Genomic DNA, 12,423 nt, shown 5'->3' with positions numbered 1-12,423 from the left:
CTGATAGACGGTTGGCCGGCGCGTTTTTTTACCGCCGCCGCGCGCGGCCGCCCAGGAACACCGGACAGGCGACGCCGCGATGGCACGCGTCGAGGCATTCCGCGCAGTGGCGCTCCGCGTCGCGCACCATGAAATGCACGAGCGTCTGCGACACGTTCAGCGCGCGCGCCGCGGTCTGCAGCGTTTCCTCGCGCAGCCGCACCATCTCGAACGCCGCGCGGCTGCGCGCCGGCAGGTCGTCGAGGGCGGCCCACACGCGCCGCAGCGTGTCGCGCGTCATCAGCGCGGCTTCCGGCGTCGGCTCGGGCGACGGCACGTCGAAGCCGTCGTCCTCTTCCGTGTGATAGACGTTTTCGAGGCTTTGCCGACGGCACGCGTCGATCGACGCGTTGCGCACCATCCGCGTCACATAGGCGACCGGCTGGCGCACCGCGTCCTGGTTCGGGAATTCGACGAGCTTCACGAACACGTCGTGCACGACGTCTTCCGCGCGGCTCGCGCAGCCGACGAAGCCGCGCGCGACGTTGACGAGCATCGCGCGATGCGAGATCAGCACGTCGAGCAGCGCGCCCTGCGCGCGGGGCTCGGACGCCCGGCGCGCACGCGGCGCGGCGCGCGGCGGCAGGTCCGGATAACTGCCGAGGAACGGGTTTGCCGCTGCCGCCGCCGGTCGGTCGAGCACTTCCGCCATGGCCATCGATCTGCTCCGTCAAATTCCGAGATAGCGCAATTTAACGTAAACGCAAATCATTCTCAATCCGATTACAGGATGACCCTTTCGGTTGTCAGGATTTGTCTGAACAATGATCCGAATCGTTGCCGGAGCGGACATGGGTGCGTCTGCGCCGCGCGGACGGTTCGCACACCGCCGACGCATGCTTTCATGTTCCTGACGAACCGCCCGCCCGTGTCATCGGCGGTAGCAACTTCTTACCACGTGAAATTTTGGGGGCTCGTACGATCGACCTGCCGTTTCCAAGAGAGAACGACATGAAAGCCATCGTGTTATCCGCAGTCATGGTGGGCGCGCTGTCGAGCGTGATGCTCGCCGGGTGCGTCGCCTACCCCGGCCCTGCCGAAGTCACGATCGGCTGGCATGGCGATCGTTACTGGGACGGAAATCGCTACTGGGAGCGCCGCGACTGGGAAGCCCGGCATGCCGGCCCGCGTGACGACCGCGACCGCCGCGACGATCGCCCGGATGACCGCCGCGACGATCAGCGGCCGCAGTGGTGATGCCGCGACGCGCCCTTGATCCATCATTCGACGACAGGACCTCGACATGAAGACGCTACTGAAAACCCTTACCGCCGCCGCCATGGCCGCTGCCATACTCGCGCCGGCCATCGCCGAAGCGCATCCGCACCGCGTGTGTCACTTCGAGCATCACCATCACAAGGTGTGCCGCTGGGTGCGTTGAGCGTCGCGCCGCCGATGCGAACAAGCGCCGCTTGCCGGCGCTTTTTTCGTTGCGAACGCCAGGCGGCGTCCGCCGCTAATCCTGCCATCGCTCCGGCGCGAGCCAGATCGGGAACGACAGGATCACCGCGAGCCCGTGCCCGTCGATACCGGCCGTCACGTCGACGGCTCCGCCATGAGACTCGGCGATCCGCGCGACCAGCGACAGGCCGATGCCGCTTCCCGGCTGCGCGGTGCCCGGCACCCGGTAAAAGCGTTCGAAAATCCGCTCGCGCTGGTCGACCGGCACGCCCGGCCCGTCGTCCGCGATCCGCAGCCTGACCCGCCCCGCCTCCACGGCGCCATCGCACGTGATCTCGACCCGTCCGCCTTCACGGCCGTAACGCAGCGCGTTGTCGATCAGGTTGCGCACCGCGATCGCGATTTCGTCGAGATCGCCCCACACGCATACCGGCTCGATCGCCACCCGCACCGTCTGCCGGCGCGCATGCGCGGCCGCATCGAAGTCGCTCGCGATCAGCGCAACGAGCCGCGCCAGGTCGACCGGCCCGTGCTGCTCCGCACGCGAGCCGGCATCCAGCCGCGCCAGTTCGAGCAATTGCGCCGACAGCCGCGCGCTGCGCTCCACGCCCGTTGCCAGCCGGCGCAGCGCGGCGTCCTTGTCCGCCGGACTGTCCGCCCGCAACGCCACTTCCGCCTGCGCCGACAATGCCGCCAGCGGAATGCGCAACTCGTGCGCCGCATCGCCGATGAAACGGCGCTCGGTATCGACGGCCTGACTCAGCCGCGCGAGCAGCCGATTGAACGATTCGACGAGCGGTCGAAGCTCGCGCGGCAGCGTCAGCAGCGGCAACGGCGAGAAATCGAATGCGGCCTTGTGCTGGATCGCCCGCTGAACGTCGCGCACCGGCCCGAACGACCAGCGGATCCCCCACCAGATCGCCACGCCCAGCATCGCGAGCATCACCGCCGTATTGAACAGGCCGAGCTGCACCGCATTGCTGGCCTTCTCCTGCCAGGTCGTGGCCGGCCCGCCGGTCTGCACGTGAATCCGGCCGGTCGAACCCGATAGCGAATAGACCCGCCAGGTCTCGTCGTGCGCGATCCCGCGCCCGGCGCTCACGCCGTAGCCGTCGCGCATGTCCGGCTTGAGCGCCGGCCCCGGCGCATCGGCGCTGTGCATGACGTTGCGGCCGTCGACCCAGATCTGGAACGCGACGTCGTATTTGCCGTATGCGGCTTTCGGCGCCACCGCCTGCGCGCGCACTTCCGGCAGGCGATCGATCGTATCGGGCAACGACAACAGCAGCAGTTGCGCGGCGCCCTCGAGCAAGCCGTCGCGCCAGCCGCGCTGTTCGCGCCACAGGGCGATGCCGAGAAACGCGCCCCAGCCGGCCCAGAACACGACGACCGTCGCCATCACGGTCGCGAGCAGGCGGATACGCAGCGACCTCATGCTGTGCCCTCCCCGATGCGATAGCCGAAGCCGTGCACCGTCACGATCAGTTCGTCGCCGAGCTTGCGCCGCAGTTGATGGATGTACACCGCGATCGTGTTGCTTTCGATTGCGCCGTCGTTGCCGTACACGCGCTCCTCGAGCTGCGCGCGCGTGACGACTCGCCCTTGCCGCTCCATCAGCGCGAGCAGCGTCCGGTATTCGTGGATGCTCAGCGCGACCGGTTCGCCGGCGCGCGTGACTTCCCGGCGCGCCGGATCGACGTGGACATCGCGGCAAACGAGCCGCTCCGACACGCGGCCCTGGCTGCGGCGCGTCAGCGCGCGAAGCCGCGCATAAAGCTCGTCCAGCTGGAACGGCTTCACGAGATAGTCGTCGGCGCCGGCGTCGAGGCCGCGGATACGGTCGCTCAACTGATCGCGCGCGGTCACGATCAGCACCGGCGTCGCATCGTAGTTCGCGCGCATCGCGGCCAGCAGCGTGAAACCGGATGCGCCCGGCAGTTGCAGGTCCAGCAGCACCGCGTCGTAGTCGTGCCCGACGAGCGCGAGCCGTGCCGCCGGCACGTCGGCCGACCAGTCCGCGCGCCAGCCGTTCTGCGCGAGGCCGGCCCGCACGGCGTCGGCCAGCATCACATCGTCTTCCACCAGCAGGATATGCATCGGTATCGCTCCTCGAATGGCGAGGTCGCCAGCGTGACGGACCGCGATTAAAAACTTCTTAAAGCCGAAGGGCCACGATGCGTGTCGATCGCCGCATTGCCGGCGCCCTGCATCCGGCGCTTTCCCGAGAGGCCCGCCATGACCGTGTTCTGTTGTTCGATTCCGTTGCTGCGATGCAAGACGGCGCGGCGCACCCCCTTCGCGCCGGGCCGGTACGGGCCATTCTGGCATGGAAGACCGCACGCGTCGTGCACGTTCCGCGCGTCGTGCACGCGTCGCACGGGAGCGGTGCGATGAACCAGTTCGCCACGCTCGTTCCGTTCGGCCTCGCGCTGAGCCTGGCCAGCGCCAACAGCATCGTCTGCCTCGCCGGGCTGTCGCTGATCGAACGGCTGATTCCCGTGCTGCCGTCGCACGTGCTGCTCGCGATGATCGGCGTCGCCGGTGCGCAAGGTGCGTGGACCTTGCCGGAAGCGATCGTCGTCACGGTGCTCGGCAGTTTCGCCGGCTGCCTCTTTCATTACGCGCTCGGCAATCTGTGGCCGGAAGACGGCGTGCTGACCCTGCTGCGCCGCCTCGCGCCGCTGGGCAGGATGCAGCCCGCGCGAATCGACGCGCTGATCGAAGGTATCCGCGCGCGGCCCACGCGGCTCGCCCTGTGGTCGCAACTGGTGCCGTTCGTCCGGCTCGTCGCGCCGGCGCTCGCCGGATTGCTGGAAACGAGCTTCACGCGTTTCGCATCCGGCGCCGCGGCCGGCATCGCGCTATGGAACACGCTGTTCATCACGGCCGGCTATCTCGCCGCGCAAGCGGCCGCCTAGCCGCGCCCGTCATTGACCGATCGATCCACCAGGAGCCTGCCGATGCGAATCCCCGAATGGATGCTGTTTCTGCGTACGTGGTTGCGCCATCCGCGCCGGGTCGGCGCCCTCGCGCCATCCGGCCCGGCGCTCGCCGCGCTGATCACCGCGCATGTCCCGCGCGACGGCGCGTCCGTGATCGAACTCGGGGCGGGCACCGGCGTGTTCACGCGCGCGCTGCTCGCGCGCGGCGTCGCGAGCGACCGGCTGGTGCTCGTGGAAGCCGACCCTGCGTTCGCGAACGCGCTGCGGCATCAGTTTCCCGCGTTGCGGGTGATGCAGATGGACGCGGCCCAGCTCGGGATGACCGGCGACTTCTTCGGCGGGGAGCGCGCGCATGCGATCGTGAGCGGGTTGCCGCTCGTCGCGATGCCGGTCGAACGGGCCGTCGCGATCGTGCACGGCGCGTTCGTGCGCCACCTGGCTGCCGGTGGCGCGTTCTATCAGTTCACCTATGTGCCGCGCTGCCCGATTCCGGCGCGCTGTCTGGAGGCGATGCGCATGCGCGCCGTCCGGATCGGCGTCGCGTGGATGAATTTTCCGCCGGCCTTCGTGTACCGGTTCGAACGGCTCGACGACGTGGCCGGCAGGCACCGGGCTCGTGCGCTGCCGTCGCTGGAGAGGGTTGTCGATGCAACGGCTTTGCGTGGTCGGGACGCGACCCGGCGCCCCGGCGCTGTCGTGCTGTCCCCGAGCGAGGTGCCGTGCGTTGGTTCGGGCCGTGCCGATTCGCATCGGCAGATAAACAGCCGAGCCGTCGAACTGTGAGCGCGGCCGCCATGGCCGCCGCACTGCCCGCGCCGGCCATCGGGGAAGCGCAACCGCACTGCGTGTGCCGCAGCGAGCATCACGGGCACAAGGTGTGCCGCGGCGATGCGGTAAACAAAACGAGGCGCCGTAAAACGGCGCCTCGTTTCATCGCTTCACCTGCATGCGACCCTGCTCGCTAGCGCGCGGCCGGCAACAGCAGCCGGCACGACGCGAGCCGCGCCGGGATGACGGGCAGGCGGCAGGCGCTTCGCTGCATCGCTGCCTTCGGCTGCGCGGCCAGCATGCGCGACACCGCCATCGCCTTCGGCTGCGTCGCCCGCGCCCGCAACGCGTCGGCCCCCGGGCTCGCCGGCCGCAGCGCGCGCAGTGTCGCCGCATCGATGTGCACTTGCCAGAACTGCGGCCGGTAGTCGGGATCGCCGTCGCGATAACCCTGCCCCGTGATGGTCTGCCCGTCGGGGCTCACGCCGATCACGTTGACCAGGTTCAGCGTGCCGACCGACAGGCCGGCCGCTTCGAGCAACGCAACGAGGCTGCGCATGCCGCTTTGCGGCGTCCACACGAAGACGCGCGCGACACCGGTCTGCCGGTTGCCCGATTCGCCGATGACAACCCGCCCGTCCGTGCTGATCGACGACGCATGGCTATTGTCGTCGCCGTCGAGAAAACCGAGCCGCTGGATGTCGTCGCCGCCGTTCGTCCACAGCACGGCCTCCGAGTCGACCCGTTGCCCATCCGGCGTGACCACCAGGGTGCCGAGCGCGCCGGCGATCGTCCGTTCGTCCTCGGTCACGCCACGGGCCAGATCCATTCTGGCCACGCCCGCGTTGATCGTCGGCAACAGTCGTTCGCCGGTTCGTTCCGACCAAAGAAGCGCACGCGAGCCATACACGCCGTCGACATTGCCGGCGAACCCGACTGCCGCGTTCCCGGACGAGGTCATCGCGAGCAGGTGCACGAGATAGTCGCCGCCCGGCGGCAACTCGCGAAAACCCCTCGGCTGGTCCCACATGAACCGTGCATTCCGGCCGCCGGTCGTCGTCAGGCTGCCCGCCATCCTCGTGCCGGCGAGGTTCGCAACGTCAACCGATGCATCCCGGCCCGCCGTATCCGGAACGAGTTTCTGCGTGCGACCGTCGCCGGGCCATCGCACCGCCCATCGATCGAGGTTGCTGCCGTCCGTCTCGCGCGCACTGATCGACCCGCCGATCACCTGCCCATCGGCCGACACCGTCCGTGCCTGCGAATCATAGGCATTCGCCGGCGCGGCCAGCCGCTGCCAGCCCGTCGCGGCCGACCACGAGAAGGCCATCGAGCCACCGGGCTGCGCTTCGCTCCAGTAGGAACCGATGATCGTCTTGACGTCAGCGCTGACGGCATTGCCGTCGTACCGCACGTTGCGCGGCCCGCCCAGGTCGCCGATCACGGTCAGCGAATAACCGCCGGCCGATACCGTCTGCGCGTGAACCGCGCTCATCGCCGACACGGCCAGCACGGCCGCGACGACACTGCGTCTCGGATGCATCCCCTTCTCCTCCGTCCGTACATCAATGAAAATCCGGTACAGGCAGCATGTTGCGCGGTGCACGCCGCTCATGCCGCACCACGCTCAATACAGGAAAATCCGGATCGTTGCGGCCGCGTCGAACGGCCCGATCTTCGGTGGTCCGAACGACTTGAGCACCGCATCGAGCATCACGGTCTGATTCGCAACGTTGGCCGCGAACTGCGTGAGCGTGAACTGCTTGTTGAAGTCGATCGGCTTGCCCTGGCTGTCCTCGAGACCGATTCCGAAGTTGCTGTCCTTCGCCGGCACCAGCAAACCGTTCTGCACGGCGCCCTTGGTCGCCTCGAAATAGCCGTCGACGCGAATCGGAATGCTGCATTTCTTCGACAGCGACAACGAGAACCGCCGACGCGGCACGGCAGGCAGGAAGCCGTTGCCGGTAGTCTGCACCTGACCGAAATTGACGATGCCGGGCTCGGGCGTCACCAGCACGTCGACGAGGCAGGGTGTCGGCTTCAGACGCGACAACCCGCTCAACCGGTACTGGAAACTCGATCGAGCCGCGTTGAGGCCGCCCTTGCCGTCGAACTGGAAGACCGCATAGATATCGTTCGGCGGCTGCATCCATTGGCCCTTCTTGCGCACCACCACCTGATAGGTGATGCTGAGCGGCACCTTCGGGCACAGCCCCCGGTCGAAGTTCCACTGCGAACACGTGCCGACGGTGGTGGTGGTTTCCACGCGCGCGCCCGGTCCGCTGCCCAGGCCGAAATAGTCGCGGCCACCATAGCGAATGCCGATCTCGAGCCCCCAGGCGGCGGGATCCTGCGATCTCGGGTTCGCGTAGAAGTAAACCTGTTCGGCAAAGTTCAGTGCGGCCCCGCCGTAGTCCTTGTAGCAGTACCCCGTCGTCGTGCGTGGCGGCGATACCCAGATCACGTATCCGTCCGGCGCATCCGTCGGATACGATGCGACGCCGCCGATCGGCTCGGTGAGCGAATCGGCGCCGCCGTCGGCCAGGCAGCGCAGCGCCCATGCCGGCTGCGCGACCGCGATCAGCATCGCGAGCACGGCCCAGCGCAGCCACGTCGCGAACGGCGACACGCGTTGTTTCGCGCCCCCGCTCATTTCTTCACGCTCTTGCACGCACCGGCCTCGCACGCATACTCGACCGCCACCTGGCCGCCGTAGTCGTCGATGTGCGTGACGAACAGCGTCGACGGCGTCGCGGCCTTGAACGGCACCTCGGCCGTGCTCATCGGGCTCACCATCGTCGGCTCGATCGGCACCGGCGTCTTCTGCGCGCCCGCGCTCACGTCGACCACCGTCACGTGGTAAGGCGTCGGGTTGTCGAACACCAGCTTGTGCGCGGCCGCATCGACCCGCAGCGTCATCGGCAACGTCCAGTCCTCGTCGCGCGCGGGCTGCGCGGCCTTCGGCCGGTAGAACAGCTTCATCTGCGTATGCAGCGCGATCTGCAGCGTGTTCGGCGTGTCGGTCTTCGGCGGCACTTCGCGGATGTTCAGGTAGAACACCGTCTCGCGATCGGCCGGCAGTTGCGCACCGGGCAGCTTCGCGATCCGCAGCACGTTGCGCTCGTTCGCCTCGACCCGCTGCAGCGGCGGCACGACCATCAGCGGCGACGTGATCTTGTTGCCCTTCGCATCTTCGAGCCACGACTGCACGAGATACGGATACGTCGTGCTCTTGTTGGTGATCGTGACGATCGCGGCCTGCTCGCCTTCGTTGAAGATCACACGCGTGCGATCGGGCACGATCGCCGCCTGGGCGGCACCTGCCAGCATCGCGCCGACGGTCGCGAACACGCCCAGCGCGCGCCGCGGGAAAGAACGGGAAAAGGAATGCTTCATCGTGGATCCGTGAAATCATCGTTCGGCCCGCGCGGCCGCTGCATGCGACTCGCCGGGTGGCTGGCACGTCACCGGAATCGGCGTGCCTTCGAGTTGGAGCTGGTTCGGCAGCGCGGCGATCGTGCAGAGCGTGCGTTCGCCCGCCCGCACCGCCAGCGTGGATTTCGGCTGAACCTGGGTCAGGAACGCCGCGCCGGCTTCGCCGACGATGCCGAGTTCCTTGCCGTTCGCCGCGTCCTGCACCGACGCCCCGAAGGGCAGCGGCTTGCCGGCCGCGTCGGTCAGCGTCAGGTACAGGTTGCTGCCGCGCGCGGCGGAGAACTTCACGAAGCCGATCGCGCCGTCGGTCAGCACCATGCGCTGGATCGGGTTCGTCACCTGCACTTCGAGCGGCAGCTTCTCGACGTTGACGGTCGCGTCGTACACGTTGTACGGCGAGATGCCGTCGAGCACCGCGTAGCCGCGCGAATCGGTATGCGTGAGCGTGCCGGACAGCGGCACGTCGGGCACGCCGTCGGTCGACACCAGCAGCCGCGTGTCGCCCGCATTGCCGTTGGCGTGCGCGGACACGCCGTACTGCGTCGCGACGAACGAGCCGTCGACTTCGAGCGACGCGGCCGCATACGCGTTGGCGAGCGTCGATGCCTGCGCGGTCAGCTGATACGCCGACGAGCGCTGGCGGTAGCTCGCGTTCGCCGACGCGCGTCCGTCGGTCGCGCCCGCGTTGATCTGGTAGGTGCGGCCATTCGGATCGTCGTAGATGTAGCCCGCGTTCACGCTCGTGCTGCCGCTGCCCGTCGTCAGGTTCGACGTGACGGTGTGACGCCCGCCGATCGGCAACGTCGCGGTGACCGAGACCTGGTTGCCGCTTGCGCCCGCGCTCTGCGTGCGGAAAGCCGACACGCTGACGTTCAGGTTGCGCAGCGTGCCGATCGAAAACGCGCGCGTCAGCGTGAGGCCGACGCGCTGCTCGTTCGCACGTTCCCAGTAGGTCGTCTGGTCGTAGGAAAAATAGGTCGACGTGTCGCCGAAACGCTTCGACAGCGTCGCCGAGTAGCGCTGCTTGCTGTTGGCGAGGCCGTATGCGGTCGGGTCGCCGGAGAACTGTGCGAAGTTCGTGTATTCGCGCTCGGAGAAGCGGTAGCCGAAGAAGCGCACGTCGGCATCGAGCCCGTCGAAGTGCTTCGAATAGTTGATGCGATACGAGTTGCCGTTGCGCGTCGCGCCGTTCCACCACAGCTTCGCCCGCGCATGCGTGACGTCGGCCGACACCGCGCCGAACGCGCCGAAATCGCGACCGACGCCGAGCGCGATCGACGTGTAGCCCGACGCGGCGATGAAACCGCCATACGCCGTGACGTCGAACGGCAGGCCGTACGCGATTTCGCCGAAGCCGAAGAACGGCGTGATGCCGGCGCCGCCGAACAGGCGCGGCTTGCCGACCGCGGCCTTGTAGCGCAACTGCCCGGCGCGCGCGAGGAACGGCACGGCGGCCGTCGTCACCTGGAAGCGCTGCACGCTGCCGTCTTCTTCCTCGACCGCCACGTCGAGCGTGCCCTGCACGCTCGTGTTGATGTTCTGCAGCGCGAACGCGCCCGGCGACACGCGCGTCACGTACAGCACGCGGCCGGCCTGCGACACCGTCACGGTCGCGTTGGTGCGCGCGACGCCCGAGATCAGCGGCGCATAGCCGCGCAGCGACGGCGGCAGCATGCGGTCGTCGCTGCGGATCGACGCGCCCGTCAGCGCGAACGTGTCGAAAATGTCGGAGGTCAGGTAGTCGTCGCCGAACGTCACCGTCGACTGGATCGATGGCAGCGCGCGAAACGCATACAGCCGGCTGAAGCGGAACGTCCGGTCCGCGTACGCCGTGTTACCCACGTTCGATTGCGCCTGGTAGTCGCCGCGAAAGCGCCACGCATCCCAGTTCGCGCCCACCGTCCCGTAGGCCTGGATCGCATTCGTCTGTCCGCCGCCCGCACCGAAGTTGCGGTTCGTGTTCGCGATCACGCGGTAATCGAGCATCGCCCCCGGAATGCCTTCGGACCAGCGCGCCGGCGGCAGGTAGGTCGAATCGGTGAATTCGAGCGCGGCCTGCGGAATCGTGATCTTGAGCCGCCCGTCGCTTTTCAGGTAACGCACGGTCGCGCCCTCGATCGCGCCGAGGTCAACGCAACGCCCGCCCTGGAAGCGCGGCAGATCCTTCACGAGCGACGGCTTCAGCCCGAACTGCGCGACGAGCTCGGGCCGCAGGCACGGCTTGCCGGCGCCCGACGCGTCGACCGCGATGAATTCGATCGCTTGCACCCCGTAGAACAGGTCGTTGACCTGCACGTCGAGCATGTACTCGCCGGGCAGCGTGAAGTCCGCCTGCGAGAACTGCGACAGGTCGACGTTGCTCGTTCCGTCGATGTCGAGGAACGACGAATTGAATTCCGTCGCCTGGCTCTGGCTGCCGACGACCAGCACGGAGACGCAAAGGAAGGAATGTCTGATTCGCACGCGGCGCTACCGAGAGTCCAGGGAGAAGGAAAACGGGAGGAAAGAGGAAGGAGGAAGGGATGCATGCACCCCTCCTCCGGTACGGACGCTTACTGGTAGCGGACCGTGAAGTTCGCGACGCCGTCGGCGGTACCCGGCGTCACGCCGGCTGCCGTCGCTTCGTACATCGCCGCGAAGCGTGCGGTGTTCGTGCCGTTCTGCAGCAGCGTCGGCGCCTTCTGCTCGGCGCCGTTGTCGAGGTATTCGCCCGACGCGGCTTGCAGGCGGATGCCGACGTTGGTGGCCGAACCGATCGTGGCGAGCAGCTTCGGCTGGCCGGCGCTCGACGTGCCCGTGAACGTGAAGTACGCGTTCTGCGCGATGCTGGTGTCGCAGTCGGTCAGCTTGATGTCGAACGACACCGGGTCCGACTTGTCGCCGGCCTGCTTGAACTTGTTGGTCGGCACCTTGCCGAGCTGCACGGTCTGGTTGACCGAGTTCGAATCGATGCCGCATGCGCCCGCGACGATCTCGCCCGTGAAGTTGATCGTGCCGGTGCCCGCTGCGAAGGCCGAGGTGGACAGGGCCGCGAGTGCGACAGCGGTCAGGATGGATTTTTTCATGACGTTTCCCGTAAGGAGTGCAAATGGAATGGACGACGTGGCGGACACAAACGGCAGCGCATGGTGGCTCCCGTCCGACACGAGGCGGCATTATCGAGATAACCATGAAAGATTTCTGTAAATCATTGTCAAATGATTCTGACAATGTTCGATTCCGCACTCTAAAACGGCACTCTTTCTTTTGAATTTACAATCCCAAAATTTTTATCCGCAGTCCTTTTTTATTTTTCGGAACCGATTGAAGATTAAGGGAATTTCTTGCCGATAATCGTCGCCACCCCCGCTCTCCCTTGCCGACATTGGCTCGTGCGGAACCGCCACTCAAAAGACAAAACATTGTCCTGCGCCGCCATCGTTGCCCGATTGCAACGCGAATATCGACTCATTTTCAACTGACAGGAAATTAAAGACGGCATTTCATCAATACGGACTTATCACGCAAACGATTGCGAAAAGCATAAAAACGTTTTACCGCGACATTTTGCCGCCACCATTAATTCCAATACATTGATTAATTCTTTCGTCAATTGCCGATCTTGAATCGCATGCATGTGCAGTCGCCGGAACGCGGCTGGCGTGCCGGATTGGACGGGATGAAAACGACGAAGCGCCGCGCATACGTTTGCGCCGGCAGATGACACGATCGACCCACGGATGCGGGACGCCGCGAAAGCAGCGCCGCCGCCCCGCCGAGCGATGAAAGAGCGGAGAGCGGGGGCGCCGAACAGCGAAAGGAAATGCCGACGATGATCGGCGGCATGGCGGGCACGGCA

Annotated in this window: 13 protein-coding genes; 4 read left to right on the top strand and 9 right to left on the bottom strand. The window is 66.8% G+C overall.

Features of this window, described 5'->3' with window-relative positions:
- Nucleotides 1-28 precede the first annotated feature (28 nt).
- A complete protein-coding gene (locus MMB92_RS19585; protein ID WP_034201800.1) occupies nt 29-697 on the bottom strand; it encodes an RNA polymerase factor sigma-70 in 669 nt (222 codons plus the stop codon).
- A gap of 293 nt (nt 698-990) precedes the next feature.
- Between MMB92_RS19585 and MMB92_RS19580 the strand changes: the two genes are divergently transcribed.
- Nucleotides 991-1,236 (top strand): hypothetical protein, encoded by a 246-nt coding sequence (locus tag MMB92_RS19580; protein ID WP_006491479.1) that lies wholly within the window; start codon nt 991-993, stop codon nt 1,234-1,236.
- Between the two features lie 46 nt (nt 1,237-1,282).
- On the top strand, nt 1,283-1,420 hold the full coding sequence (locus tag MMB92_RS19575; RefSeq protein ID WP_006486072.1) for an HHHH-motif protein: 138 nt from the start codon (nt 1,283-1,285) through the stop codon (nt 1,418-1,420).
- Between the two features lie 75 nt (nt 1,421-1,495).
- On the opposite strand, the gene MMB92_RS19570 is transcribed toward MMB92_RS19575, so the two are convergent.
- Both MMB92_RS19570 and MMB92_RS19565 read right to left on the bottom strand, forming a co-directional pair.
- A complete protein-coding gene (locus MMB92_RS19570; protein WP_212246566.1) occupies nt 1,496-2,875 on the bottom strand; it encodes an ATP-binding protein in 1,380 nt (459 codons plus the stop codon).
- On the bottom strand, nt 2,872-3,537 hold the full coding sequence (locus tag MMB92_RS19565; RefSeq protein WP_006486077.1) for a response regulator transcription factor: 666 nt from the start codon (nt 3,535-3,537) through the stop codon (nt 2,872-2,874). Before MMB92_RS19565 ends, MMB92_RS19570 begins: the two co-directional genes overlap by 4 nt.
- A gap of 293 nt (nt 3,538-3,830) precedes the next feature.
- On the opposite strand from MMB92_RS19565, the gene MMB92_RS19560 reads away from it, so the two are divergent.
- On the top strand, nt 3,831-4,358 hold the full coding sequence (locus MMB92_RS19560) for a VTT domain-containing protein (RefSeq protein WP_034201948.1): 528 nt from the start codon (nt 3,831-3,833) through the stop codon (nt 4,356-4,358).
- 42 nt (nt 4,359-4,400) lie between these two features.
- Nucleotides 4,401-5,165: an rRNA adenine N-6-methyltransferase family protein gene (locus MMB92_RS19555; RefSeq protein ID WP_277562865.1), complete on the top strand. Its 765-nt coding sequence runs from the start codon at nt 4,401-4,403 to the stop codon at nt 5,163-5,165.
- 178 nt (nt 5,166-5,343) lie between these two features.
- On the opposite strand, the gene MMB92_RS19550 is transcribed toward MMB92_RS19555, so the two are convergent.
- The 6 genes from MMB92_RS19550 to MMB92_RS19525 form a co-directional block, all read right to left on the bottom strand.
- Entirely contained in the window at nt 5,344-6,693 is a 1,350-nt protein-coding gene (locus MMB92_RS19550) for a hypothetical protein (protein WP_062884547.1), read from the bottom strand.
- An 84-nt stretch (nt 6,694-6,777) separates the two neighbouring features.
- Complete coding sequence (locus MMB92_RS19545) at nt 6,778-7,803, bottom strand: fimbrial protein (protein ID WP_006486070.1); 1,026 nt, start codon at nt 7,801-7,803, stop codon at nt 6,778-6,780.
- Nucleotides 7,800-8,480: a molecular chaperone gene (locus tag MMB92_RS19540; protein WP_227745498.1), complete on the bottom strand. Its 681-nt coding sequence runs from the start codon at nt 8,478-8,480 to the stop codon at nt 7,800-7,802. Before MMB92_RS19540 ends, MMB92_RS19545 begins: the two co-directional genes overlap by 4 nt.
- Before the next feature lie 81 nt (nt 8,481-8,561).
- On the bottom strand, nt 8,562-11,015 hold the full coding sequence (locus MMB92_RS19535) for a fimbria/pilus outer membrane usher protein (RefSeq protein ID WP_277562875.1): 2,454 nt from the start codon (nt 11,013-11,015) through the stop codon (nt 8,562-8,564).
- A 122-nt stretch (nt 11,016-11,137) separates the two neighbouring features.
- Complete coding sequence (locus MMB92_RS19530) at nt 11,138-11,650, bottom strand: fimbrial protein (RefSeq protein ID WP_006486075.1); 513 nt, start codon at nt 11,648-11,650, stop codon at nt 11,138-11,140.
- 523 nt (nt 11,651-12,173) lie between these two features.
- Entirely contained in the window at nt 12,174-12,410 is a 237-nt protein-coding gene (locus tag MMB92_RS19525) for a hypothetical protein (protein ID WP_154641320.1), read from the bottom strand.
- Nucleotides 12,411-12,423: the final 13 nt, after the last annotated feature.

This window comes from Burkholderia sp. IO2 (assembly GCF_029522185.1).
GTDB lineage: Bacteria > Pseudomonadota > Gammaproteobacteria > Burkholderiales > Burkholderiaceae > Burkholderia > Burkholderia cenocepacia.
Note: the sequence above shows the minus strand (reverse complement) of the source record. Positions and strands in the feature narration are given on the sequence as shown.